We start from the raw sequence: 25,367 nt of genomic DNA on the forward strand, positions 1-25,367 counted from the left end.
CGGCAGTGGCACAATAATGGCATTGACTACGCCGTTATCTGCCACTGCCGAGCAGCAGCATGCCTCCTAGCCTTGCCCGTCTCACCCTCCTCTGGCTGTTTCTGCTGCCCTGCGCACTGTGCAGTGCGGAGCCTTTGCGTGTCGTGACCGAAGAACTGCCGCCCTACAGCATGACAGTCAACGGCAAGCCGGGCGGTATGGCCACCGAAGTGGTGCAGGCCGTGCTGGATGAGATGGGCGAGCCCAGCAGCATCCAGGTGATGCCCTGGGCACGGGCCTATGACATCGCCCTCAACGGCCGCAACGTACTCATCTATTCACTGGCCCGCACGCCGGCCCGCGAGCCGCTGTTCACCTGGGTGGAGCCCATCGCCTCGGGTCACTGGAAGCTCTACAGCCTGGATCCCAACCTGCGCCTGCACAGCCTCGACGAGGCACGCCGCTACCAGATCGCCACGGTGAAGGACGACGTCGGCGAGCAGTTTCTCCTGGATAACGGCTTCGAAATCGGCAAGAACCTGCAGTCGAGCAACCGCTACGACATCAACTACGAAAAGTTGCGCATGGGCCGGATCGACCTGTGGATCGTCAACGAAACCAACGCCAACTACATCGTCAAGCAACTGGGCCAGGATCCCGTCCAAACGCTGCACCCGGTACTCGATCTCGACAGCCTCGGCGGTAATGGCCTGAACATCGCCTTCAGCCGCAATACCGCGACCGAGACCGTTGCGCGCTTCCGCCAGGGGCTGGAGAAGGTGCGTGCCAGCGGCAAACTCCAGGCGATCTACGAGAAATGGCAATGAAGGAAGGCCTGATCGCCGTAGGGCAAGACTCGCTGGGTCGGCGCCTGGTGCTGGTCACCTTGCTGTTCTGCGTCCTGTTCATCCTGCTCAGCACCTCACTGCGCACCTATCTGGCCTGGAACAGCAACCTGAACAGCATGCGCAATGAGCTGCAACTGATCGATCAGGTCTTTCGCGCCACCCTGTCCAAGGCCATCTGGGAAATGGATCGAGACACCCTGCAGACTCAGCTCGACAGCGCGACCCGTGCCGAGGCCGTGGGATTGATCGAGCTGCGCATCCTGCGTGAGGGGCGCCCGCCCGAGGTCATCCGCCACGAAGCACCGGGCTTTCGCGAAGATTCACGTGCACCGGAACTGCAGCAAGTGCTGACCTACGCCCCTTACCCCGGCGCCGAAGAACGTATCGGCGAGTTGTGCCTGGTCGGACGCGAGTCCCGGCTGTGGGCGGAATTGATCGACGATGTCACCTCGATTCTGCTCGCTCAGTTGCTGCAAAGCCTGGTGATCGCTGGGTTGATCATGTGGCTGTTCAATCGCTCGGTTACCGTCCACGTACGCCATATCGCCCGCCATCTGAGCCAGCTTTCGCCAACCAGCCTGACGAAGCATCTACGGCTGGTGCGCTCACCCCGTCATGCAGACGAACTGAGCATGCTGGAGAGCGGGATCAACGCACTGCAGGACAAGCTCGCCACCTACCTCGAACGGCAGAATCACGCCGAACAGGCGCTGGCCGCGCACCGCGACAGCCTGGCCGAGCAGGTCGAGGAACGTACCGCCGAACTGCGCGCCGCCAACGAGCGTCTGCACGACCTCAATCGTCGTGACCCGCTGACCGGTCTGGCCAACCGCCGTCACTTCGACGAGACCAAGGAACTGGAACTGCGCCGCGCCCGTCGCCAGAGCCAGCCACTGTCCGTGCTGATGTGCGACGTCGACCACTTCAAGCTCTACAACGACAGCTATGGCCATGCCGCCGGTGATCGCTGCCTGTGCCAGATCGCCGACCTGCTCAGCAGCCTGTTCAGCCGCAGCGGCGAGCTGGTCACCCGCCTGGGTGGCGAGGAGTTCGTCATCCTGCTGCCTGGCGTCAACGCCGAACAGGCCCTGGAGTGTGCGCAGCGTCTGCAGGCAGCACTGGCCGAACTGCACATTGCCCACCGGGCGTCCGAGACGGCGCAGCACGTCACCCTGAGCATCGGCATTGCCCAGCTCGAGACCGAGCCGGATGACTTCGAAACGCTCATGCGCCGCGCCGACGACGCCCTCTACCGGGCCAAACGCCTGGGCCGCAACCGCATCATCTACTTCTGACCAAGGAGGCTGTCATGTCCCCATGCCGTGCCATCTGGATGACATTTGTGCTGGCGCTCAGCGCGACCGCGCAGGCGCAGGAAATACGCGCCGTCACCGAAGACAGCCGCTATGCGCAGATTCAAAATGGCCGGGTCGGCGGTCCGGCGACGGATGTAGTGGAGGCGACGCTGCAGGAGGCCGGGCTGGACTATCAGCTGTCGCTGTACCCCTGGGCGCGTGCCTATGACCTGGCGCAGCAGCAGCCCAATGTGCTGATCTACCTGATCGCCCGTACACCGGAACGCGAAGAGCGCTTCAAATGGGTCGGTGAGGTGATCCGCTACCAGTTCAACTTCTACAAGCTGCGCAGCCGCGAGGATATCCAGGTCAATTCGACGGACGATGCCCGACGCTATCTGGTCGGTGTGGTACGTGATGATGTGCGCCACGACCAGCTCATGGCGCAAGGCTTCACCAAGCTCGCGCTGGCGCCACAGAACCTCGACAACATGCGCCGTCTGGTCAATGGCCAGATCGAACTGCTGCCGTTGATCGAAGCCGACGCCCGGCGCTTGAGCGTGGAGGTCGGTAGCCAGTACAGCGACCTGGAAAAGCTCGTCACGCTGGATGTCGGCAGCGGCGGTTTGTACCTGGCCTACAGCCTGGCGACGGACGATGCCACCGTCGAGCGCACCCGCCAGGCTTTCGAACGCATCCGCAGCAGCGGTGAGCTACAGCGCCTGATGGCGCCGGTCATGAGCCCACCCGACACTCAGTGATCCAGTCGGCGGCGTTTGCCGGTGATCATCGACAACGGCAGGTTTTCACGTAGCCGGTGGCTCTCGTACAGGGCTGCAGCGATATGCAGGCCCACCAGGCCCATCAGGGCATTGGCGAAGAACGCATGAATTTCCTGCGGTAGATCGGCGCCCCAGAAGTAGTCGACCTCCTCCATCAGAAAGCCGGTCACGCCCAGGCCGAGCATCAACGCCATCATCAGGATCATCACCAGTGCGCCCAGGGGCGAATGGCCGAGGCGGTGGTAGGGCTCGCCGGAGACCAGTGCGCGCAGGTGGGCCCCGACGCGGGCCGGAGTCGGCCAGAAATCCGCCCAGCGCGCCGCCGGCGTACCGACGAAGCCCCACACCAGACGGATCGCCAGCCAGGCCACGGCGTAGTAGCCGAACCAGCGATGCCAGTTCTCGCCTTCTTCGGTGAAGAAGTAGTTGGCCAGGAAAGCGCCGGCCAGGGACCAGTGGAACACACGCACCACTGGATCCCACAAGCGCACGGTCGAGGTGCTCATCAGCCTTCCACGTTGCTCTTGACCGGCTTGCCGCTGACCGGATCGAAGTAGATCTCGACCTTCTTGCCATCCTTGTCATGGCCGTAGATTTCGTAGCAGTTGCCGCCGGTGACCTTGAACTTCTTGATCTCGTAACCCTGAGCTTTCAGGTCAGCCTGGAACTTGTCCTGATCCTGCCACTGCGCCTTGTCGGCGGTGGTGCATTCGGTGGCGGCGAAAGTCAGCGGGCTGGCCAGGGCCAGAGACAGCAAAAGCAGTTTGCGCATGATGAAGTCCTCTTGGGTGCAGGGGAAAGTGGTTCTGCGGGAACTACTTTCGCGCCGCAACCTTAAGGCCGTATTAGCACGCGAAAAATCGTAGCCCGGAGGCAATCCGGGAAGGTCGGCAGAACAACTCCCGGATTGCATCCGGGCTACGCAGTAACTGCAGGGGGACTGGGGCCTTGCCCGTCGCGGCTAAAGCCCCTCCCACAAGTAGAGGTCTCAGAAGTCGAAATCGACCTTGGCCCAGAGGGTGCGACCCGGCTCGTCGATACGGGTCTCGGCCGGGAAGCCAAAGCCTGCGTCGCCGGCCAGGTTGAGGTGCTCGGCGTAGCGCTTGTCGAGCAGGTTATCCACCCCCGCGCTGAGCTTGACCTGCTGGCTGACGCGGTAGGCCGCGTTGAGCGAGAGCACGCCGAAGCCGGCGCTGTCACCGAAGTCCTGCCCCACCACGTTGCCGCGCCCTTCGGCGATGCGACCCTGGCCGTCGACTACACGCCACAGGGCGCCGACGCTCCAGTCGTCGCGCGCATAGGTCAGGCCCAGGCGTGCTTCCAGCGGCGGCATCTGCGGCAGCGCTTCACCGTCACTGCTGTTCTTGCCCCAGGCGTAGGCCAGGGTGGCGTCGGCCTTCCAGTTGGAATCTAAGGCGTAGGCCACGCCCAACTCGCCACCCATGATGCGCGCGTCGACGTTGTCGGCCTGAGTGCTCATGCCACGGTAGTCGAACAGGATGTAGTCGCGAATCTGCCCGACATAGGCCGAGGCCCAGGCCTGCAGTTGCTCACCCTGATACTGGATGCCGAGATCGAGCTGGGTGGTCTTCTCCGGCTCGATGCCATCGAAGGCGTTATCCGCGCCGGCTGGGCCATTGAGACCGGCGGAGAACAGCTCCCAGTAATCGGGAAAACGCTGCACGTGGCCGAGGCCGGCATAGACGGTGGTCGGCGAGCCGGACAGGTCGTGCTCGTAGCGCACGAAACCGCTGGGCAAGGTATCGGCACGGGTCTCGCCCGCCGTCGGGTTGGGCGTGGTCATGCCCATCATGCTGGTGAAATTCTGCCGGTAGTCCTGGGCCGAGGCGCGATCCAGGCGTGCACCGGCGATCAGCCGATCACGCTCGGCCAGGCGCCAGGTGGCTTCGGCGAACACGCCGTAGTTGTGCATCAGCGCGTCCTTGTCCCAGGGGAAGCGATCAGCGTCGACATAGGGCATACCCATCATGCCGCCGCTGGAGCTGCGCTGACGGTGTTCGCTGCGCTGCGCATCGACACCGGTGATCAGCTCGACGTCGTCCCACTTCCAGGTCGCTGCCAGGCGCGCACCGAGGGTGCGACGGTCGACCTGTGCCGCCATCGGCCCGGCCATCATGCTGCTCGGGTCCGGCACGCGCAGGCGGAAGTTGTCCATGATGTGGTCGGCGTAGTTGTAGTAGACCTTAGCCTCGACCTTATCCAGTACACCGCCGAGGTTGCTGCGCTCGATGCGCAAGCCGAGGCTTTCACGCTGGAACTGGGTGCCGTCCATGCCACGGCCACCGTAGCGCGCTTCGCCGTCGCCACGGCCAGCCGTGAGTTCGATCAGGGTATCGGCATCCGGCGTCCAGCCCAGGGCCACATCGGTATTCCACTTGTTCCAGCGCGAGGCGATGGTGTCGCCGTCACCGTTGGCGTAATCGTCCGACTGCGAGCGGTTGCCCATCACCCGCAGGTAGCCCTGTTCACTTCCAATGGCGCCGTCGATCAGCCGGTCGAAGCGGCCATTGGAGCCCGCCAGCACGCTGGCATGCAGGCGCGCACCCAGCTCGCCGAAACGCTCCGGCTCACGCTCGAAACGCACCACACCCGCCGATGCGCCTGGCCCCCAGATCACCGTCTGCGGGCCCTTGGTCACGGTCAGCCGATCATAGGTTTCCGGCGCGATATAGGAGCTGGGCGCATCCATCCGCCCGGGGCAGGCGCCGATCATCTGCCCCCCATCGGTGAGCAGCAGCAGGCGCGAGCCGAACAGGCCGCGCAGCACCGGGTCGCTGTTGCTGCCGCCGCTGCGGATGGCCGAGAAGCCAGGGATGGTCTTGAGATAGTCGGCCGCATCGCTGGCCGGCACCGGCTGGCGCGGATCCTTGGGATCGGCCACCACGGTCAGCGGCGAGGCCTGCTGCACGGCGGTGATCACAGTGGGCGGTAGCTCGGCATCGGCCTCCTCGGCCATGGCCGGTGCGATGACACACAGACCACAGGCCATGGCGAAGGCCTGGCGCCAGCGCAGGCGGTCAGCGGACAGGGTGAAACGAAACGATGCGGAGCCTTGGCTCCGGATAGCAGGAACGAACATGGCAATACCTGAAAGTTGGCAGTTGTTATGGGAGGAGAGCCAGGCCTTGAAGGCCATCTTTCAGGGATGCGGAGAGGCTCTGGGATTGAGCGAGGGCCAGCGATGACGGCGATGAATGGCAAGTAGCAGGTCGGGTAGAGGGTTTAGTCCATCGCCGCTCAGCAAGCCGAACAGGCCAAAGAAGACAGCTAGCAGGATGGCGCTGAAGCTGGAGGCGATGACGCAGCCGCCGCCCAATAACGCCGTAGGTATGACGCCGGAACTGCCGAGATCCGCCCCCGCGCCGAAGTTGCCGTCAAAAGCGCAATACTGCGCATCCAGCCCGCTGAGCTGCATCCCAGCCATCTGCCCATGACTGATCGCGCAGGCGAGTGCTGCGAACAGAACGCTGAAATACAGCGCCCAGGCAATCAGTGGACGATGGTGGCGAGTCGATTTCATGGGGCGCAACTTTAGCGCCGTTGACTGCTCAATGACCAGCGGCGTAGCGCCGCATTAACAGCGAAACCAGCAGCAACTCAGGAAGCAGCAGGTATAGGTAGGCCAACCATGGAGTCCCCAGGTATAAACCCAGAATCAAGGTGGGCAGACCTATCAGCCAAAGACCTAGAGTGTCGATTCTGGCAATCAGTGAAAAATCTCCCTGACTCTGCCTGACAGCCCTCAGGAGATTGCAAATCACGCGCAATGGCAGAGAGGTGGCCAGCAGCCAGAGGTAGACGATCCACCATTCGCTCTGTTGGCCATACAGCCTTCCAAGCCATTGCGCCCCCAAGGCCAGCAGCACCGCAGCCCCTAGGGCGAACGGCAGGCATCTGCCGACCAGGATGGGGATACAGGCATGCAACTCATGTGCGCAGAGCCGAGCGAAGCGCATCGAGAGAAAGCGCAACAAGGCGTTGAGCGGCGCGAAAGCCAGCAGCATCAGGGTCATCCCGGCAGAGAAGGCGTCGAGCCGCGCCCGGTCAGGATTTGAGCCCCAGGCGGCAAACAAGGCCACCGCAGTAAAGCCGAAGAGCTGCATGGCTAGCACGCGCTGCCCCTCCCAGGATGTACTGCGTAACACCTCGACAATCCAAGCCGACGAAGGCAGCCAGGGCACACCTGCGTCACGGCGAGTCAGCCACCACAAAGCCCAGACAGTCGAACACAGATTCAGTACCAACCCGGCGAGAAAACACCCCCAGAGTCCGGTCTGAAAACCTTCCAGCAAGACCAACAGCAAGCAGATGCGTGCGCCCAACTCCAGCAGTTTCCAGCGCACCACCAGAGCACCTTCGCCGCGCGCGTGCAGAATGAACGCAGCCACCCCGTTGAGCAGGCGAAAAGGTACGGCCAGGATGAACCAGAACAGCGCCGAGCGGCCCACCTCGGCCAGTTCGGGGTCACCCTCGATCATCCAAGACAAAAGCAACGGATAGGTGAAAAACGCAATCAGCCCCAAAAGGCCTCCGGCCATAGCCGTCAGCACCAGCGCCTGCCGCGTGACACGGGGTTCTTGCTCCTGGCGCACAGCCTGAGCCACAGCAACAGACAGCGTTGCGCCCAATGCCATCGCAGCGACCAACTCGAATAGTGCCATTCGCGTCGTCAGCACATAGAGCCCTGGCAACCCCTGCCCGGCTCGCGCCAGCATGACCAGATCAACCTGGACTGCCAGTTGCGCCACCACGAAGCTCAGTACCAGCGCGAAGAATCCACGCCAGAAATCGGCAGGCAACGTCCGAGTCAACGCGGTATCTCTTGCCAGCCCGGGAACGCGTCGGGAAAGGTGTCCGAGGCCAGGACGAAGTAACCGAGATCCTGCCCTGACATCGGCAAAGGCTCCTCCAGAGCCAAGCGCTCGACCTGTCGTCCGGTGTCGACCGAACGGGTCTTCCAGGCGCATACAAGATCGGCAAGACCTTCAGCTCCCAGCACGATTCCTGGCGATCTGGAGCGATCACTGGTGGCCCAGCGAGCAGCGGAGGCAGCCATCAACGCGTAGCGCAGATCGGTATCGAGATGATCGCGGAATGACGACTGCCGCAACCAGACATCCACCCACAGGTAATACGTCCAGTTCAATGACAACCGCTGCTCGTCGGCCCAGGCCATGAACGGGCGAAAGATGGCCAAGCCATCAGGCCCGGACAGTCGCAACAACCCAGGGCAGATATCGAACAGGCTATGCCAGTAGACCCTCAGGCTGGTGTCGATGCGCACGAACGCCTTTGAGTCGCGGGGGTAGTCCGCCTGACGTGCAGGCACGCTGAGCGCATCGAGCAGCGCACTGTCGGTGCGTGGAGTGTCAAGCATTGGCATATGCCCTTCCCTCCGCCAGTCCGCGCAAGCGCGCCAGATCGGCACGAATCTCAGTCTCCTCGAACACGTCATCGCGTTCATAGGTCAACGTCGAGTCTGCCGTCTCGAAGCTCGACCAATAGCGCTGAAGGAAATCCAGCGTGGCATCGGACAGCGGTCGGTCATGGGTATCGAGCACCAAATGCGGTTGCAGGATCGACAGGTTATAGCCCGCCACATGAAAGTGTTCGGATGCCTCGATCACCGGCAACCAGGCCTCCAATTCGAGGCCACAATTGAGGTGCGAGCAGACGGCATTGGACACGTCGAACAGCACGCCAGCACCGGTATCACGCGACAGGCGCTCGAAAAACGCCGGCGCGTCGTGCCCACCGGGCATGATCGAGGGATAGTTTTCCAGCAACAGTCGGCGCCCCAGATACTGCTGCCAGGTTTCCACACGCCGACGTACCTGCTCGTAATCGGCGCGATAGTCGATCTCTGCCAGGTGATAGAGCTGGCGGCCCTCATGGGTGAAACGCGCCACATGATCGGAGACGTACAGCGGCTGTAGCCTGTCGATCAACAGACGCAAGCGCTGACCCAGATCACGTAACTCGGCCTCGTCACCTTCGATGAACTTGGAAAACATGATGTGAAAGCCGATGGGGGCCTGGAAGGCATCTGCCAGCTCATCCGGGTCGACAGCGAGAAAGTTGTCGATCAATAGCTCCACGTAATCGATGGCACCATCGGCCAGCAGTTGGCGAACCAGTGGTGCGGTTTCACCCAAAGTGAAATTGAATCCAAGTCGCATAGGCCCTCCTTGAGCGAGACCTACGCCAGCGTCGCAACGCTGGCGTAGACGTTCAGTACCGCGTTACGCGCCGATCGGCGCACAGCACGCGCCACAGCACGCGCCTGCACGTCCGGCTACAACGATGGTTTGCTTGCTAGCGATCTTGATCTTCATGGTGAGTTCTCCATAACGTTCTATGAATGATTCGACGGTCAAGCCGTCGGGTCTTGCATGACGACGGGTAACGTTCATTTCGATAGGCAGCCTCCTTTCAGGGTGTGGACGTCAATCGCGAATCCGCTCGCCAGGGATCTGAGCGAGTGGGGTCACGCAGCAGCGATTCATCGGTCAGGCTTTGGAGAAAGGCCAACAGGTCATCAATTTCCTGTTCGCTGAAACCGACACGTACGATCAGCCCGCTCTTGTAAGGGTTGAGCCGGCCATCGCCACGCCAGGGGCCATGCTCGACGTTGCGCCCTCCCTGCGAGTAGAAGCCCAGCACCTCGCGCAAGGTGGCTGCGCTGCCGTCATGGAAATAGGGTGCGGTCAGCGCCACGTTACGCAGGCTGGGGGCACGGAAAGCGCCCATGTCGCGCGGCTCGCCACTGAGCTCAAAGACACCGCGATTGGGGAAGGGATAAGCGCCCTGGCCGTCGAGGTTGTACAAGCCTGTGTTGTGAAAGGGCATCTCCACCTGGCGCGAACGGGCATGCACCACCTGATCGTTGAAGTTGAAACTGCCATGGCAGTGGTGACACTCGGCCTTTTCGCCGAAGAACAGATCCTTGCCGCGCAGCTCGGAGGCCGTCAGTTCGCCCTGCCCTTGCAGATAACGGTCATAGCGGCTGTCGACTGCAACTAGGCTGCGCTCGAAGGCGGCAATCGCCTTGATCACTGAGCCCATGCTCAGCGGCTCGCGTTGCTCCGGGAAAGCCGCCGCGAACAAAGGTGGGTAGCGCGGCTCGTCACGCAAGCGCTGCAGCACTTGAGCCCGGTTGCCATCGGTGATGCCCATTTCCACCGGGTCATCGCCGAACAATGGCACTTCCATCTGCCGTTCCAGGGTGACGATGGCCGGATTGGCCCAGTTGTAGGTGGCATGCCAGGCCACGTTGGCCAGCCCAGGTGCATTGCGGTGAGTAGTGCCGCTCGTGCTGCCGGTGGACAGCGCCTTGCCATCGCTGAAGGCTTGCTCCTGCACATGACAGGTGGCGCAGGACTGGGTGCCATTGCCGGACAATCGCGGGTCATAGAACAGGTGCCGACCCAACTCGACTTTCGCCGCACTCATGGGATTATCCTGCGGCACACGGGGCGCCGGCACGTGTGAAGGCAGTTGCCAGTCCCAGCCCTCGGCCGCCATACCCGACAAGCTCAGGAGCAGACCCGCCAGGCCACAGCAGATCCGCCCCAGTTTCATGGCCGCGCCCCGCGCGAAACACTCGGGGAATGCCCAGGCTGCAGCGGCTCGCCACTCTGCAAGCTCAGCCCCAGGCGCTCGAATACCGGGCCACACTCAGGGTCGTCCGGGCCGCTCATGCAGCCCACCGCCATGCCCTGGTCATGACCGATATCGCTGCCTGCCAGCAACGCGGACAAGTCGACCACGACAGCATCCCGCCGTGGATCGAAGCGTTCGAACTGCAGCGACAGGCGATTAGAGCGCAGGCAACTGACCGTTTCGCCCGTCACCGGATTGCCCGTGCAACCTGTAGAGCCCAAGTGCACATACCAGGTCGCCGAACGCGAGCCATCGACCTTGGCTACCCCGCCCTGCGGATCGACCTCGAGCTTGGCGAACTTGCGCCCAGCCTGCCAGCTCCAGCCCATGGCGGCGATATCCAGCGGTGGCGGCTCCAACTCGGTGCTGGTGTGATTGAGCGCTGGCGGTACGCCGAGGGTCAGTGCCAGGCCAACGTAATCGCCAGGCGGAATGCTGCCACGCACCTCATGATTGGTCTCGGGTGTGCCACCCACGCAGTGGCCACTGCCATCTTCGAAGTCGAGCAGCGCCACATTGGCGTTCTGCCAATCACTGGTTGTCAGTTGCAGCGGTACGTGGTGGCCATCTTTCGCGATCAGCGCGACGTCCTGCACGTAGAAACGCGCATCGTGCAACTGCGCCGGAATCTGATCACGCCCCAACGGCCCTAGCGGTGCGGAACAGCGCGCAGGCTGACCATTGGCCAGCAGCTCGAAGGCGATGTTCAGCGGTTGCGGCTCGTGCGTGATGGGGTGACTGCAAGCTCCCAGCAGGGCGGCAGCAGCGAGCAAGCCGAAACGCTTCGACATGTTCATGTCCACCTCCTAGAACCGTGTGCTCAACATGAGGTTGACGCTACGGCCTTCCTCGTAGCTGAAGGTGTTGGCCTGGGATTGCTGGTAAGTCGCGTAGGACTTGTCGAACAGGTTGCTCACGCCCAGATCGACACGGTACTGCCGGGTCTCGTACGCCACGCCGATATCGTGCAAGCCATAGCCGGCACGCTGCCGCAGTACGGTCGCGTCATAATCCTGGGCCTGAACGAACTGCCCCTGATAGTTCAGCGACCAGTTGTCATCCAGACGGTACTGCATGGCCAGGGTCAGCTTGTCCGGCGGCGAGTAGAGGTGATCATGGGTCTCGGCGTTGCGTGAGCGCATGCGCGAATAGCCGAGGCCCACCGACAGGCGTTCGTACTGGTAGGCAGCCTCGATCTCTCCGCCATGGCGCTCGGCTTCGGCAACGTTGCGGCGCTGGAAGACCAGGCCAAGCCCAGAGAACGGTGCCTGGCGGATGTAGGTGCCCACCACCTGTTGATCGATCAGATCCTTGACCTCTTCATCGAAGTAGGTGGCCTTGAAGCGCAGTTGATCACCGGCTGCCAGCAGGTTGGCCAGGTCGAGGGTGAAGCCCACTTCCTTGGTACGACTCAGTTCAGGCTTGAGATCGGGGTTGGGGCGGAAGTTGAACAGCGCGCGGTTGGTGCTGAGGTTGCCGAACATTTCGGTCAGTGTCGGCGCACGGAAAGCCTCGCCGTAACTGACGAAGACGCCAAACGGCTCCCAGGGCTGATACTTCAACGCGACCTTTGGCGACAACCGATTGTGGCTTGTGCTGTTCTGCCCTGGCGAAGTCAATTGGTAATCGTCGTGGCGCAACGCACCGATCAACGTCCATTTTTCCAGGAAGCTGATTTCGTCCTGCACGAAGCCGCCCAGCGAGCGCAGCTCGCCATCAGGCAGCACCGAATTGCCCTGGCCGTTGGAGGTGTTCTCGCTGGTGTCCTTGTAGAAGTCCACGCCATAGGTGAAGCGGTGCTGCACCCAGTCGCCCATGGCGAAGCGGCTGCTGTTCTGCAAGCTGCCGCCGACTGTCTCGGTCATGGTCGTGGTATCGGGCTGGCGAGGCACGGAGCGGCTCTCGCCATCGAGTTTGAAGCGCGTCTTGTACAGGCTCAGCTTGCCGTCGATGAGTGCCTGCTCGGCATCCTGAAAGCTCCAGCTGCCGCTGTATTGCTCCTGGCGGCGGCGCAGCTCCTGGTCGAAGGGGAACAACAGGTTGCCACCGGGATTGGTCGGCCCGACGAACTCGTCATCGAAGCTCTGATAAGCCAAATCGAAACGATTGAACTCATTGAGGTTGAAGCCGGTTTTGAACAGCGCGCTCTGCAGATCACCGTCATTGGGGTATTCGGCATGCTCGCCGCCCTTGCCGGTGTGAATGCTGTCGTAATTACGGTAAGTGACACTGGCTAGCGCATCGGCACGCGCGTCCATCGCCGCAGCCGTCAGGTTGCTTGAAAAGGCCTCGGTGGCGCTGCGGTATCCCGCCTTGAGGCGTCCACCGAACACCTCACCAGGCTCGACGAAATCCTCGGCACGAATGGTCTCGAAAGCCATCACGCCACCCAGGCCACCACTGCCGTAAGCAGCCGACATCGGCCCGCGCACCACATCGACCTGGCGGATGAAATCCGGGTCGAGCAACAACGGGGTATTGACCCCACCCTCGTTATTACGCCGTGCACCATCCACTGTCAGGATCACCCGTGGGCCCTGGAGGCCACGAATAGCCGGGCTCTGCGCCGCCGGGCGCGGGCCGCCGCCGTAGTTCACGCCGGGGACGTTACGTAATACCCGTGACAGCGTGTCGGCTTGGGCGTCGTCCAGTTGCTCACGGGTTACGGTGGAAACCGAAGCAGGTAGCTCGAAAGCACTGTTGCTGGTGCGCGTGGCAGTCACGGTCGTGCTTTCGAGTACCAGAGGCGCATTGGCCGTTTCGGCGGCCTGCACCACACCGCAACACAATGCGGGTAGCACGAGCGCGCGCTGTATGGCCCAAACCAATGGCTTGCGCTGAGCGCTGGACAGAGGGGAAAAATCGGACATTGCGGTGCATTCCTTCTCGTTGTTATCGGCAGACAGGAGGCGCAAACCACCGACCACAATCGAGAAATGCCGAGCGTCGACCCGCTCTTCCCTAGCCTTTTCGATCTTCCTGAACAACAACCTCATGGTTGCTGGCGGTCGGGATAAAGCCAAAAGCCCTTATTGAAAATGAGCCTTTACCTCTACCCACGATCCTAACAACCTAAGCCGAAGCAACCGCAGTGCGACAATCCACCACACATCAAAGCAAGAACCTCGCAGGTCTCAGGCTCAGCGAGACACATGAGGCCGAATGTCGCACCTGCATCACGGAACGTTATCGAGCCTCAACAACGCAGGCAGTTGCTCCATCAACTGCGCCTCACGCAATGGCCCGCGTGCGTATCCGACCTGCCGTCCCTGCGGGTCGATCAAGCCCAGATGGCCGCTGTGATCCACGGTGTAATTCTGCTTACTGGTATCGCCTGGGATGAAAGGCAAGCCCATGGCAGCAGACGCCTTCTGTACCTCCACCATCTCGCCTGTCATGCCGGTAAAGGTCGGGTCGAAATAGGTCACGTATTGCTGCATACGCTCAGGGCTGTCGCGCTGAGGGTCGACACTGACCATGGTCACGCCAAGCCGGTCGCGGACGTCGGCAGGCAGTGCCGCGCGAATCCGACGCAACTCACTGAGCGCGGTGGGACAAACATCCGGGCAAAAGGTGTAGCCGAACAGCACCAGCGTCCAGCGCCCCTTGAAGAAGTCCGCGCCAAAATGCTGGCCATTAGCGGTGCCAAGGTCGACATCAGGCAACGGACGCGCCTTTGGCAACAGTACTATCCCAGCACTCGTGAGTTGCAGTGCGCCCTTCCCGGTTTGGGGCTGTACAAGCCAAAAAGTCCCGGCAACAAGCAGCACCAGCGCCAAGACCAACAACAGCCATTTCCGTGAACCAGACATACGTACTCCGTTCAAAGCGACTCAAGAAAACGCAGCAATGCCTGACGACTGTCGGCATCCAGCGCGACGACCCGATCACGCGCTGGCTGGGCCTCGCCCCCGTGCCAGAGAATGGCCTCGAGCAGATTGCGCGCTCGACCATCATGCAGGAATTGGGTATGCCCGTTGACCGCCTGAGTCAGACCAATTCCCCACAGGGGAGGCGTTCGCCACTCGTGGCCGTCAGCGAGAAACTCCGGGCGACCATCGGCCAAGCCATCGCCCATGTCATGCAGCAGCAGGTCGGTGTAGGGATAGATGGTCTGCCCGGATAGCCCAGCCTGTTCGGCATGCCCGGTGACGTATGAGGGGCGGTGACAGGCAGTGCAGCCAACATCCTGAAAGACCGCCTTGCCGCGAAGCACCTCAGGCTTGTCGTGATTGCGACGAGCCGGTACGGCGAGATTGCGCGTGTAGAACAGCACGCTGGCCATGATCGCATCGCTGACCTCGGGCTGCCCACCCTGCGGCGCGCGGAAGCAACTCGACTGTCTGGCCGTGCAGTCATCCTGAGGATGCAGCGTGCTGGTCAGCCCCATGTCGCCGGCGAAAGCACCGGCATTCTGCTGATTCAGATTCGGCTGGCCGGCCTTCCAGCCGAAACGCCCGACGACCGTCTGGTTCTGCGCCGCATCCCAGACCCGATTAAGGCGACCACTGACCGCTCCCTGGCGCTGCAACTCGACGTTGGCACGCAAATCCGCCTCGTCGATGGCTTCGAGCAGGCCGAGCCCGATCATCGGCGGCGCTACGCGCAGAGACATCAGGGTTTCTGGGGGCAGCGCGCCATAGCCCAACTCACGGAGCTCGAAAACGGGTTTGCGCAACGCCACCTGCGTGCCATCGGCCAGTTGCACCGACTGCGTCTCGTAACGCAGCCATACGCGTCCCTCCGCAGCATGCCCCGCGATGGCGTTGTCCTGCAGCTGCCCGCCATAGGTCGGCTCTGCAACGCTGCCCGCGCGTTGCACGATGGCAGCATCGGCTTTGCGGGCCGGTATCGACAGCCTCACCAGCGACGACAGTGCTGGCTCAAGGACACCCTCACGCGGCGGATGCCCGCGCCCATCCTTGATATGGCAACTCTGGCAGGAGTCGGTATTGAGCAACGGCCCGACACCACTGCGATTTGCTGGGGACTGCCCCGCCGCGACCCAGGCATTGCGAAAGAAGGCATTGCCAACGGAGAAATCCATGCGTTGCGTGGGCGTCAGATTGCTGCCAGGCATCGAGAATGCGTTGCTGCCCGATACCTTCGTGGTCGTCGCACCACCCGGCATCGACTCACCTGGCTCGACGTCAGCCAGCCGATCCTGATCCTGGCAGGCACAGAGCAGTATCACCACCGCCCCGATAAAACCTTTAGTGGCCCATCTCACAGCCATGCATCGCCTCAATGAAAGCGGGCCAGACAACCGAGTTGCCTGACCCGAGAGTGGGTTGAAGTGCGCTTACTTGGCCATCCAGTCGATCACGGCCTTGTAGTCATCGGCGGTGCAATCCATGCACAGGCCACGTGGCGGCATGGCGTTGAAGCCCTCGGTGACATGCTTGACCAGGGTTTCCGAGCCCTGCTTCAGACGCGGAGCCCAGGCAGCGGCATCGCCTTTTTTCGGGGCCTGCGGCAACTGGCCGTTGTGGCACATGCCACAGGCGCGATTGAAAACCGCCTCCGGATCCTGCGCAGCCTGTACGGAGCCCATCGACAGCAAGGCAAACGTCAGCAAGACAACTTTCTTCATATCAAGACCTCATCGGTTAGGTGTTGTTATTGATTTCAGGTGCCCATCAACCCCTGGGCCTGGAGCAACAGGCTGTAGCCCACCCCCAACAATGGCCAGGCGCAAATGGGCCCCAGCAACAGGCTGAGGATTCGGTGACGTGGATCGAATCCGAGCCCATGCACGAAGCCCCCGCTGATACCGAGCATCACCAGCATCAGCAGGGAATGACTGTAACCACCCTGCGCGTCCAGGTAGGCGGCAGGGTGGATCAACAGCAAAAGTGCCAGCGGGCTGGCCAGCAACAGAGAGAGCGCGCAGCAAGCGACATGCTGCCGTCCCAGTACCCACGCACTCACCCCTGCACGTCCTCATCGAGGTTCTGGGTGGTTTCCAGCCAAAGCGCGTTGACGATGGCGAAGCTGCAGGCCAGCAGCACGCCGAGAATCCAGGTGAAGTACCACATCGTTCGGGCTCCTTTTCAGTACAGGCCGTGGGGGTTGGCTTCGATGCTGCTGTCATTCAACTTGCCCCACATCTTCACGTAGCCCCACAGGGTGTAGATGAGGATGATCGGCACGAAGATGCAGGCCACCACGAACATGATGCCCAGGGTCTTGTGGCTCGATACCGCGTCCCAGACGGTCAGGCTGGAAGCCGGCTCGAAGCTCGACGGCATGATGAAGGGAAACAGCGCGAAGCCAGCCGTGCACAGCGTGCCGGCGATGACCAGGCTGGAACCGAGGAAAGCGAAACCGCCCTTGCGTCCGCTCGCGGCGGCGAATGCCAGCGCAGCGCCGATGATGCCGGTCAACGGCGCCAGCTTGGTCAGTGGCCACTGCGCGTAGTTGTCCAGCCAACCGGGGTTGCCGATAGCCGCCTGCTTGGTCAGCGGATCGAGCGCACTGCCCGCTTCTTGCGGCACGCTCAGCACCAGCCCCTGAATGTCACCCAACCACAGCCAGGCACCAGCGCCGACAAAGGCCAGCAGATAGACCAGCGCACTGCCTTGCGCGGCTACACAACTGCGCCGCGCCACATCGCTTTCAGTGCGCATCATCAGCCAGGTCGCACCATGCAACAGCAGCATCGACAGACTGACCACGCCTGCCAGCAGGCCGAAGGGGTTGAGCAGTTGCCAGAAGCTGCCGTGGTAGCTGACCCGCAGGGTTTCGTCGAAGTGAATCGGCACACCCAGCAACAGGTTGCCGAAGGCCACACCGAATACCAGCGAGGGCACCACACCACCAACGAACAGCCCCCAGTCCCAGGTTTGCCGCCAGCGTGTGTTGTCCAACTTGCTGCGATAGTCGAAGCCCACAGGGCGGACGAACAGCGCGAACAGCACCAGCAACATCGCCCAGTAGAAACCGGAGAAGGATGCGGCATACACCAGCGGCCAGGCCGCGAACAATGCACCACCGGCGGTGATCAACCACACCTGGTTGCCATCCCAGTGCGGCGCGATAGTGTTGATCACCACACGGCGCTCATTATCGGTACGGCCAACGAAAGGCATCAGCGCCGCAGCACCAAGGTCGAAACCATCGGTCAGGGCGAAACCGATCAGCAGCACGCCGATCAGCACCCACCAGACGAGTTTCAAGGTTTCGTAGTCGAACATGACGAAGTCCTCAGGCGTGGGCCGGCTGCTGTTGTTCGAAGTGATAGCGTCCGCTGTGCAGGCTCGAGGGGCCGAGGCGGGCGAACTTGATCATCAGGTACATCTCCACCACCAGCAGCAGGCTGTAGAAGGCGATCAGCGCGGTCAGCGAACCCCAGATATCGCCGGTCGACAGGCTGGAGGTGGACAGGTGTACGGGCAGCACTTCACCGATCGACCAAGGCTGGCGGCCATGTTCGGCCACGTACCAGCCGGTCTGCGCGGCGATCCAGGGCAGCGGCAGGCTCCACAGCGCCCACTTGAGCAGCCAGGGTTTGCTTTCCTCGTTCTTCTTCGCCGAAGCCCAGAAGGCGCAGGCGAACAACGCCAGCATGAGGAAGCCGCTGGCGACCATGATGCGGAAGGTCCAGAACAGGCTGAACACGTTGGGGATGGTGTCCAGCGCCGCCTGCTTGATCTGCGCCTCGCTGGCATCGACCACATGCTCCGTGTACTTCTTCAGCAGCAGGCCATAGCCCAGGTCGTTCTTCACGGCGTTGAAGGCGGTGATGGTTTCGGCTGACTTGTCGCCACCACGCAGTTGCTCCAGCAGCGCATAGGCCTGCATGCCCGTGCGGATGCGCGCTTCGTGCTCGACGAGCAGATCCTTGATGCCCTTGACCTCCTTGTCCAGCGAGCGGGTGGCGATCAGGCCCAGCGCGTAGGGGATCTTCACCGCATAGTCGGTACATTGTTCTTGCTGATTGGGCAGGCCGAACAGGGTGAAGCCGGCCGGTGCCGAATGGGTGTCCCATTCGGCCTCGATGGCGGCCAGCTTGGTCTTCTGCACGTCACCGATCTCGTAACCGGACTCGTCGCCGAGGATGATCACCGAGAGGATCGAAGCCAGGCCGAAGGCCGAGGCGATGGCGAAGGAGCGGCGGGCGAAACCCTGGTCACGCTTCTTCAGCAGGTAGTAGCTGGAGATGGCCAGGACGAAGATCGAGCCGGTGACATAGCCAGCCGCCACGGTGTGGACGAACTTGACCTGCGCCACCGGGTTGAACAGCAGCGCGCCGAAGTCGGTCAGCTCCATGCGCATGGTCTCGAAGTTGAACTCGGCACCGACCGGGTTCTGCATCCAGCCGTTGGCGATGAGAATCCACAGTGCCGAGAGATTCGAGCCAATCGCCACCAGCCAGGTGACGGCCAGGTGCTGCACCTTCGACAGGCGATCCCAGCCGAAGAAGAACAGGCCGATGAAGGTGGATTCGAGGAAGAAGGCCATCAGCCCTTCGATGGCCAGCGGCGCACCGAAGATGTCGCCGACATAGTGGCTGTAGTAGGCCCAGTTGGTGCCGAACTGGAACTCCATGGTCAGCCCGGTGGTGACGCCGAGGGCGAAGTTGATGCCGAACAGCTTGCCCCAGAACTTGACCATGTCCTTGTAGACCTGTTTGCCGGTCATCACGTAGACCGACTCCATGATCGCCAGGAGGAAGGCCAGACCAAGCGTCAAAGGTACGAAGATGAAGTGATACATCGCTGTCATGGCGAACTGCAGGCGTGACAGATCGACGACTTCTTCCGAAATCATCAGAACCTCCCCAGAGGAATCAAGCGCTAATCGCGAATAAAGAAATGCTGATCGACTCGAACAGCACCGTTTTCCGGAATGACCGGCTCGGTGAACCAGACTTCCTTCAACGCAAGGAGAAAGATCGTTTTTAGAATGATGATGACGGTGAGCTCGACATGCAGTGGCATCTTGGGCATGCGAATGTCTCCCGTCGGCGAAACATGAAAAGTAGGCTCTCCCTTGCGGGAGAGCCGATTACCGAACACCGTCGATAAAGTGGACTTCGGGCTTAACCGTGGATGCCCAGACAAGACATATTCCAACCCGAAGCACGCACATGCTATGGGGCCATCCCTGCCCTCTCAACTGCGACAACCCGCCACGCCGCGCCCGGGAAACCCGTGCTCATGGCGCCTGACTCAAGCTGTGGCGGGTTGTCGCAGCGTTCTATTCGGCAATCCGCAGCCAACGATGGAAACCTGCCACACCGGCACGGCTCAGCGGCGACCAGGCGAAGTCGAAACGCGCCGGTGGCAGCACCTGAATATCGTCATCCAGCACCGCGCCTGGATCCTTCCAGTCGATCAGCGTCAACGGCCGCGCGCTGCAGGCCAGGAGGATGCCTTGCGCCAGGCTGGTGTCATGGGTGACCCAGCGCGCGGCGGCAGCCGACAGCAGGCTTTCCACCTGTGCGGTGGTGACGCGGGGTGCGTAGTCGGAGGCCAGCAGCCAGCGGCATACGCTGATATGGAAGGTCCAGTCCTGCGCCGGCTGGTGGCGGTAAGCCCAGATCATGAAGCTGCGAAACAGGTTCAGCCCTTCCGGTGGGTCGAGCTTGAGCAGGCCGGGGCACAGGTCGTAAAGCAAGTGCCAGTAGGGCAACAGTCCGGAGTCCAGCGCGATAAAGGAACGCGCATTGCTCGGGTAATCGGGAAACAGCGATTCGCCAGAGGCGCGCCGACGCGGCGGCATGGCCTTGAGATGAGATGAACGCATGGGTTCAGCCTCCTGTTCGTATTCAGCCTCGGCAAACGAGGCGACTGGAGCTCGATGAGCTCCGCCAGACGGTTATCCGGCGAACAGGGGCGGTGCGCGTGATTGCGCGGTGGGCAGGCGCGGCGCTGGCGGCGACTGCCAATGCAACAGCGGTGGCGCCACACCTGTGGCGGCCAAGGCGAACAGCGCCCAGTCCAGGCTGCCCAGCGCGGGGCTGTGGATCAGCAGCGAACAGTAGCCGCAGGCGTCGAGCACGAATGCCTGCTGCTGCGGTGCAGCAGGCGCAGGCGTTTGCGCGGGGCCATCGTGGCAGGCCAGTTCGGCCAGCCACGACCAGTCCCGAGGCTCGGCGCGTAGCTGTGAAGCCAGCGGCGCCAGGGCGATCAGAACGAGTGCCAGCAGCCCCAGTTGGGCGCCAAGCAATCGCCTGCGTGCCGTGAAGGTCATCAGTGCTTGTGCGCGCCTTCGCCGTGTTCCATGCCGTGTTCATGCCCGGCTGGAGCTTCCTTCTGTACGGCCACTTGCACCTCCACAGTGCCGGCCTTCTCGAAGTTCAGCGTCATCGGGAAGCGCTCACCGTCCTTGGCCTGCTGCTTAAGGTTGAACAGCATGACGTGGTAGCCCATGGGCTCGAACTTGACCTCGCCACCGGCGGGGATCACCACGTCCTGTACCTGCTGCATCTTCATCACGCCATCTGCATGCACATGCTCGTGCAGCTCGGCCTTGCCGGCCACCGGGCTGCTGACGCTGAGCAGGCGATCGGCCTCACTGCCCTTGTTGTGCACCACGAAATAAGCCGCAGCAGTCGGCGCCACCGGCGGCATCTCGCGCGACCATGGGTGGTCGATATGCAGTTGGCCAACTTCGTATTCATGCGCCTGGGCCAGCAGTGCCGGCAGCAGCAAGGTCAGGCCGAGCAGGGTTTTCTTCAGGGTCATGGGTGTTGCCTCCTTGTGGGAAAACGAAAACATCAGAAATCCAGGGTCAAACCGGCATACAGCGCGCGGCCATCGCCGGGGGCGTGCAGCGAATCCTGGGCGTAGTCCGGGTCGTACCACACATATTCGTAGTAGCGGTTGGTGACGTTTTTCATCTGCACGTCGACGCTGACCGTCTCGCTGACGCGGTATTCGGCGCCGAGGTTGAGCAGGGTGTAGCGACCATACTCGCCCTTGGTGTTGGTGCGTTCCAGGTAGTAATCGCTCTGACCGTTGACCCAGGCGCTCAGCTTGAGCTTGTCGCTGGCCTGGTAATCGGCGCCCAGGGCATAGAGATGATGGGGCACGTGATCCATTTCCTTGCCCTTGCTGGTGGGTAAGCGTGGCCCTGGCGTGAGGATTTCCGAGAACTGCCGCGAGTATGACAACCAGATGCGCGCTGGATCGCTCGGATACAGGTTGAGCTGCACGTCGTAACCACGGCGCAGGGTCTCGCCGACGTTCTCCGTGTCGCCTGACGGAGCATTCAGACGGCGCTGCACTTCATCGGTCGCATGCTGTTCCCAATAGGCTACACGGCCATCGAGCCAGGTTACCGGGTTGAACTTGATGCCGGTTTCCCACCCTTCGTTGATCGAAGGCTTGAGATCATCCTGCAGGCTGGCCAGTCGATAAGCCCCCGAACCGACACCTATCTGGAAAGTACGCCCCCAGTTGGCGTAGAAGCTGGCTTCCTTCCAGGGCGAGTAGACCAGGCTGAATTTCGGTTGTTTGATCGTCCCGAAGTCGTTGACAGTGGCGCGCTCACCGGAAAGCTGATCGTGGTAGTCGCCCTCGATACGGTCAACGCGATAGGCCGGGATCAGCTTGAGGCTTTCCCAGGGCTGAATCACGGTCTGCACATAAACACCGGTGGTGGTCAGGTCGAACACCTGATCACGTGTTTGCGCGGTTCGGACACGCTTGTCCGTCAGGTAGCGCTCGCTGACCACCTCCTGACGCTGGATATCCGCACCACCTTCCAGGGCGAAGTCATACAGGCCCTGCACCTCGGGGCGCCAGGTCAGGCTGCTGATGGCGCCGTACTGATCCTCGTCGTTGAAACGCTCCTGCTGAGGCGCGGTGATCCAGAATTGAGTCCAGCGGCGATCCTTGAAACGGTTGTAGTAAGCCTTGCTCGACCAGGCCAGATCCTCGGTCACGTCCGTATCCAGGTGCAGACTGAGCTGATCCATGCTGCGCTCGCCCTTGTCGGTGGCGTTGCTAGCATAGGACTGGCGCGGATGATCATGCGCATCGTCATGACTCAGGTAACCGGCCTCCAGCGCTTCGCCCTCGTAGTGGCGGGCGATCAGCCCGGCGCGCCAGCCAGCATCGGCGGTGTAGAACCACTTGCCGGCGAAGCTCTGCCGCTCGGCATCGGCATGATCGCGATAGCCGCCGCTCTTCTGGTAGGCGACGAAGTAGTTCTGCGACCAGTTGCCCGACTCGATGCCCTTGACCGCCTGCAACTCCTGGGTGTCGAAGCTGCCGCTGCGCAAGCGCAGCTTGCCGTCGTTGCCACCGATGCGGGTGTTGATGCTGGCGTTACCGGCGATATTGTGCAGGCCGTAGCGCGGGTCGTTGGTGCCGCGCACCACCTCGATGTCCTCGATATCCAGCGGGAACACCATGTCGATGAACGGCATGTTGCCGTCATTGGTGTTGCTCGGGATGCCGTCGATCAACAGCTTCACCGCGTTGACCTCACCCTCGCCGTTGAAGCCACGAAACGACAGCTTGCCGGAGGTGGTGCCCTGGTTGAACTGGGTCAGCATCACCCCAGGCACGCGGTTGAACAGCTCCCAGCTGTATTGCACCGGTTGTGTTTCCAGCACATCGCTGCCGACGTAATCCACCGAACTGAGGATGCTCTGGCTCGACAGCGGGCCTTTTTCCTCACCCGAAATGGTCACGGTACCCAGCGCCAGGCCACTGTCGGCCAGAGCGGGAATGGCCTGAAGGCCGAGGGCCAGCGCGGCCAGGTGAATCGAGTGTTGCAGCGTTTTTTTCGTCACTTGCATGTGTTCAATTCCAGTTGCGACCGCCCGCCTCGGCAGGCGCCGCTAAAATCGGTCACGGCCAGGTATCCGAGTCGCACCCGGCCATATAAGGAGGTCAGGCCGACGGTGCGCTGGCTGCCGACTGGCGGCGCCACAGGCCGAGCAGCCCATCCAGCGCCCAGACCAGCAGCAGCGAGGCGCCGACCAGGGGGAAGATCACGCCGAGCACGACCATCAGGCCGATAGCGGTCTTCCAGCGCGGCAGGTCGTGGCGCAGCGGCGGCACGCCGAAGCGGCCAGCCGGGCGGCGTTTCCACCACAGCACCAGGCCACTGATCGAGCTGAACAGGATCAACAGACAGATCGCCGCCATCAGCAACTGGTTGGGCAGGCCGAACATGCGCCCTTCATGGATCATCACGCCGGTTTCCACGGTTCTGGCGACCGGGCCGTAGTCCTTCCAGCGCACGTCGGCGAGCACCTCGCCGCTGTACTGATCGACATGCAGGGTGGCGTCGTTGCGGGGGTCGCTGGCGAACAGGGCGACGGTGTACACGCCCTGCTCACCCTTGGGCAGGGTGATGCTGTAACCGGGCTGCACGCCACGTGCCTCGGCGGTATCGACCACGTGCTGCAGCAAGTGCCCGGTGCTGCTCGACGGCATCCCATGGTCGCCATGACCAAGGTGCGCGGCATGCGCATCGGAAGCCGGTAGCGGCGCTGTCTCCACAGCCCAGGCCACGGTCTGCCGCGCACTGTTGTTGAGGCTGCCAGTCAATTGCCCGGACTTGGGCACGTCGTTCCACATGGCATCGGGAAACTTGTTCCACACCGCCGCGAACTGGTTGCCCCAGAAGCCGGTCCATGTCATGCCCGTCATCAGCATCACCAGCAGAATGGCGCTACCCCAGAAGCCGGTCACCGCGTGCATATCTCGCCACCACAGGCGCCCCCGCGCACTCAGGCGCGGCCAGAGAATGCCTGCGCCACTGCGCCCGCGTGGCCACCACAGGTACAGACCGGAGATCACCAGGACGATGCCCCAGCCAGCCGCCAGCTCGATCAGGCGGTCGCCGACGGTGCCGATCAGCAGGTCGCCGTGCAATTTGCGCGTCGCCGCCTGCAGGTTCCACAGGGCATCCTGAGTGCCGAGCACAGTGCCGCGGTAGGGGTCGAGGAACAGGTTGAGGTCGCGGCCAGCCTCAGTGAGGACGAACTGCGCACTGCGATCAGCGCCCTCCGGCGGCAGGTACTGCTTGATCGCCGCCTGCGGGTAAAGCTCGCGCACCCGCGCCAGTTGCTGGTCGGCACTCAAACGCTGCTCGGCCACCGGTACCTGGCGCAGATCGGCGTACATCAGCTGGTCGAGCTGCGGCTTGAACAGGTAGATCAGCCCGGTGATCGACAACAGGATCAGGAACGGAATGACGAACAGCCCGGCATAGAAATGCCAGCGCCAGGCCAGGTTGTAGAACGAAGGTTGCGGGCGCACGGCTGCACCTGCGGGGGTGTCGGAACGCGACGACATGAAGCATCTCCCAAGTCGGCTGCGAGTAGGCAGACGACGACTGCGCATGATGGAAACGCCCGGTTGCGGGCGAACGGATCAGGCAGTCAGCGGGGAGGCGCGAGGATTGGCCGGCGGCCAGCGATAGCGAGTAAGACGGGGAATGTGCAGCGTCGGCAAGGGCCGTACGCTGTCGCTGCTGAGAAGCCCCAGCAGACCGAAGAAAGCGGCGAGGATGATGGCGCTGAACAGGCTGCCCAGGGCGCAGCCGGTGCCGGTGGCCGGGTTCGGCGGAACGATGCCGGAACCATCGAGATCGGCGCCAGCGCCGAAGTTACCGTCGAAGGAGCAGTACTGGCTGTCCAGACCGCTGAGCTGCATGCCGGCCATCTGGCCGTGGCTGATCGCGCAGACGAACGCACTGAACAGGATGCTGAAGTACAGCAACCAGGCAGTCAGCGAGCGATGTGTGCGGGCCAGTTTCATGGGGCGCGACTCTAAACAGACGGTGGCGACGCGGCACTGCGGTCGATTGCCGCA

At 62.4% G+C, this 25,367-nt stretch carries 28 protein-coding genes; 3 read left to right on the forward strand and 25 right to left on the reverse strand.

Translation table 11 applies throughout. The annotated features are described in order from the left end of the window. Nucleotides 1-59: 59 nt before the first annotated feature. The 3 genes from ACODS1_RS05365 to ACODS1_RS05375 are packed head-to-tail and all read left to right on the forward strand — an operon-like array spanning nucleotide 60 to nucleotide 2,883. Nucleotides 60-806 carry a substrate-binding periplasmic protein gene (locus ACODS1_RS05365; RefSeq protein ID WP_489084830.1) on the forward strand — a complete coding sequence of 249 codons (747 nt, stop codon included), beginning with the start codon at nucleotides 60-62 and terminating at the stop codon, nucleotides 804-806. Next, nucleotides 797-2,122 (forward strand): GGDEF domain-containing protein, encoded by a 1,326-nt coding sequence (locus ACODS1_RS05370; protein WP_489084831.1) that lies wholly within the window; start codon nucleotides 797-799, stop codon nucleotides 2,120-2,122. The genes ACODS1_RS05365 and ACODS1_RS05370 overlap by 10 nt, the downstream gene beginning before the upstream one ends. Before the next feature lie 14 nt (nucleotides 2,123-2,136). Continuing rightward, on the forward strand, nucleotides 2,137-2,883 hold the full coding sequence (locus ACODS1_RS05375) for a substrate-binding periplasmic protein (protein WP_489084832.1): 747 nt from the start codon (nucleotides 2,137-2,139) through the stop codon (nucleotides 2,881-2,883). Here ACODS1_RS05375 and ACODS1_RS05380 read toward each other — a convergent pair. The 25 genes from ACODS1_RS05380 to ACODS1_RS05500 all read right to left on the reverse strand — a co-directional run bounded on the left by ACODS1_RS05380 (nucleotide 2,877) and on the right by ACODS1_RS05500 (nucleotide 25,313). Next, nucleotides 2,877-3,410: a cytochrome b/b6 domain-containing protein gene (locus ACODS1_RS05380; protein WP_489084833.1), complete on the reverse strand. Its 534-nt coding sequence runs from the start codon at nucleotides 3,408-3,410 to the stop codon at nucleotides 2,877-2,879. The two genes, ACODS1_RS05375 and ACODS1_RS05380, sit on opposite strands and share 7 nt — an antisense overlap. Further along, a complete protein-coding gene (locus ACODS1_RS05385) occupies nucleotides 3,410-3,676 on the reverse strand; it encodes a PepSY domain-containing protein (RefSeq protein ID WP_322980158.1) in 267 nt (88 codons plus the stop codon). Before ACODS1_RS05385 ends, ACODS1_RS05380 begins: the two co-directional genes overlap by 1 nt. Nucleotides 3,677-3,892: 216 nt before the next feature. Beyond that, nucleotides 3,893-6,004, reverse strand: coding sequence for a TonB-dependent copper receptor (locus tag ACODS1_RS05390; protein WP_489084834.1), 2,112 nt, complete (start codon nucleotides 6,002-6,004; stop codon nucleotides 3,893-3,895). Between the two features lie 60 nt (nucleotides 6,005-6,064). Then, nucleotides 6,065-6,445, reverse strand: coding sequence for a DUF2946 domain-containing protein (locus ACODS1_RS05395; protein ID WP_489084835.1), 381 nt, complete (start codon nucleotides 6,443-6,445; stop codon nucleotides 6,065-6,067). A 28-nt stretch (nucleotides 6,446-6,473) separates the two neighbouring features. Then, complete coding sequence (mbnM, locus tag ACODS1_RS05400; RefSeq protein WP_489084836.1) at nucleotides 6,474-7,736, reverse strand: methanobactin export MATE transporter MbnM; 1,263 nt, start codon at nucleotides 7,734-7,736, stop codon at nucleotides 6,474-6,476. After that, nucleotides 7,733-8,308 (reverse strand): methanobactin biosynthesis protein MbnC, encoded by a 576-nt coding sequence (gene mbnC / locus ACODS1_RS05405; protein ID WP_489084837.1) that lies wholly within the window; start codon nucleotides 8,306-8,308, stop codon nucleotides 7,733-7,735. Before mbnC ends, mbnM begins: the two co-directional genes overlap by 4 nt. Continuing rightward, nucleotides 8,295-9,104, reverse strand: a complete 810-nt coding sequence (mbnB, locus tag ACODS1_RS05410) for a methanobactin biosynthesis protein MbnB (RefSeq protein WP_489084838.1) — start codon at nucleotides 9,102-9,104, stop codon at nucleotides 8,295-8,297. Before mbnB ends, mbnC begins: the two co-directional genes overlap by 14 nt. A 63-nt stretch (nucleotides 9,105-9,167) precedes the next feature. Further along, nucleotides 9,168-9,260: a methanobactin gene (gene mbnA / locus ACODS1_RS05415; RefSeq protein WP_489084839.1), complete on the reverse strand. Its 93-nt coding sequence runs from the start codon at nucleotides 9,258-9,260 to the stop codon at nucleotides 9,168-9,170. Nucleotides 9,261-9,357: 97 nt separating this feature from the next. Beyond that, nucleotides 9,358-10,506 (reverse strand): MbnH family di-heme enzyme, encoded by a 1,149-nt coding sequence (locus ACODS1_RS05420; RefSeq protein ID WP_489084840.1) that lies wholly within the window; start codon nucleotides 10,504-10,506, stop codon nucleotides 9,358-9,360. Beyond that, on the reverse strand, nucleotides 10,503-11,384 hold the full coding sequence (locus tag ACODS1_RS05425) for an MbnP family copper-binding protein (protein ID WP_489084841.1): 882 nt from the start codon (nucleotides 11,382-11,384) through the stop codon (nucleotides 10,503-10,505). Before ACODS1_RS05425 ends, ACODS1_RS05420 begins: the two co-directional genes overlap by 4 nt. 9 nt (nucleotides 11,385-11,393) lie before the next feature. After that, complete coding sequence (locus ACODS1_RS05430; protein WP_489084842.1) at nucleotides 11,394-13,457, reverse strand: TonB-dependent hemoglobin/transferrin/lactoferrin family receptor; 2,064 nt, start codon at nucleotides 13,455-13,457, stop codon at nucleotides 11,394-11,396. A gap of 306 nt (nucleotides 13,458-13,763) precedes the next feature. After that, nucleotides 13,764-14,399: an SCO family protein gene (locus tag ACODS1_RS05435; protein WP_489084843.1), complete on the reverse strand. Its 636-nt coding sequence runs from the start codon at nucleotides 14,397-14,399 to the stop codon at nucleotides 13,764-13,766. Between the two features lie 11 nt (nucleotides 14,400-14,410). Beyond that, entirely contained in the window at nucleotides 14,411-15,823 is a 1,413-nt protein-coding gene (locus ACODS1_RS05440; protein ID WP_489084844.1) for a di-heme oxidoreductase family protein, read from the reverse strand. 66 nt (nucleotides 15,824-15,889) lie between these two features. Next, entirely contained in the window at nucleotides 15,890-16,180 is a 291-nt protein-coding gene (locus tag ACODS1_RS05445) for a c-type cytochrome (RefSeq protein ID WP_489084845.1), read from the reverse strand. Between the two features lie 35 nt (nucleotides 16,181-16,215). Beyond that, nucleotides 16,216-16,518 (reverse strand): cyd operon YbgE family protein, encoded by a 303-nt coding sequence (locus tag ACODS1_RS05450; RefSeq protein WP_489084846.1) that lies wholly within the window; start codon nucleotides 16,516-16,518, stop codon nucleotides 16,216-16,218. Then, nucleotides 16,515-16,625, reverse strand: a complete 111-nt coding sequence (cydX, locus tag ACODS1_RS05455) for a cytochrome bd-I oxidase subunit CydX (protein WP_395273980.1) — start codon at nucleotides 16,623-16,625, stop codon at nucleotides 16,515-16,517. The genes ACODS1_RS05450 and cydX overlap by 4 nt, the downstream gene beginning before the upstream one ends. A 15-nt stretch (nucleotides 16,626-16,640) precedes the next feature. Next, entirely contained in the window at nucleotides 16,641-17,783 is a 1,143-nt protein-coding gene (gene cydB, locus ACODS1_RS05460) for a cytochrome d ubiquinol oxidase subunit II (protein ID WP_489084847.1), read from the reverse strand. A gap of 10 nt (nucleotides 17,784-17,793) precedes the next feature. Next, nucleotides 17,794-19,359 (reverse strand): cytochrome ubiquinol oxidase subunit I, encoded by a 1,566-nt coding sequence (locus tag ACODS1_RS05465; protein ID WP_489084848.1) that lies wholly within the window; start codon nucleotides 19,357-19,359, stop codon nucleotides 17,794-17,796. A 26-nt stretch (nucleotides 19,360-19,385) separates the two neighbouring features. Next, on the reverse strand, nucleotides 19,386-19,538 hold the full coding sequence (gene cydP, locus ACODS1_RS05470; RefSeq protein ID WP_489084849.1) for a cytochrome oxidase putative small subunit CydP: 153 nt from the start codon (nucleotides 19,536-19,538) through the stop codon (nucleotides 19,386-19,388). A 250-nt stretch (nucleotides 19,539-19,788) separates the two neighbouring features. Continuing rightward, on the reverse strand, nucleotides 19,789-20,337 hold the full coding sequence (locus ACODS1_RS05475; RefSeq protein WP_489084850.1) for a putative natural product biosynthesis protein: 549 nt from the start codon (nucleotides 20,335-20,337) through the stop codon (nucleotides 19,789-19,791). Nucleotides 20,338-20,409: 72 nt separating this feature from the next. Continuing rightward, a complete protein-coding gene (locus tag ACODS1_RS05480) occupies nucleotides 20,410-20,784 on the reverse strand; it encodes a DUF2946 family protein (protein ID WP_489084851.1) in 375 nt (124 codons plus the stop codon). Then, nucleotides 20,784-21,278 carry a copper chaperone PCu(A)C gene (locus ACODS1_RS05485; protein ID WP_489084852.1) on the reverse strand — a complete coding sequence of 165 codons (495 nt, stop codon included), beginning with the start codon at nucleotides 21,276-21,278 and terminating at the stop codon, nucleotides 20,784-20,786. The genes ACODS1_RS05480 and ACODS1_RS05485 overlap by 1 nt, the downstream gene beginning before the upstream one ends. 32 nt (nucleotides 21,279-21,310) lie before the next feature. Then, nucleotides 21,311-23,341, reverse strand: a complete 2,031-nt coding sequence (locus ACODS1_RS05490) for a TonB-dependent receptor (RefSeq protein WP_489084853.1) — start codon at nucleotides 23,339-23,341, stop codon at nucleotides 21,311-21,313. A 94-nt stretch (nucleotides 23,342-23,435) separates the two neighbouring features. After that, the gene (locus ACODS1_RS05495; RefSeq protein WP_489084854.1) at nucleotides 23,436-24,848 is read right to left on the reverse strand and encodes a PepSY-associated TM helix domain-containing protein; all 1,413 of its coding nucleotides are present in this window, start codon (nucleotides 24,846-24,848) and stop codon (nucleotides 23,436-23,438) included. A 78-nt stretch (nucleotides 24,849-24,926) separates the two neighbouring features. After that, a complete protein-coding gene (locus ACODS1_RS05500; RefSeq protein WP_489084855.1) occupies nucleotides 24,927-25,313 on the reverse strand; it encodes a DUF2946 domain-containing protein in 387 nt (128 codons plus the stop codon). Between the last annotated feature and the right edge of the window lie 54 nt (nucleotides 25,314-25,367).

This window comes from Pseudomonas sp. FG29, from assembly GCF_057809355.1.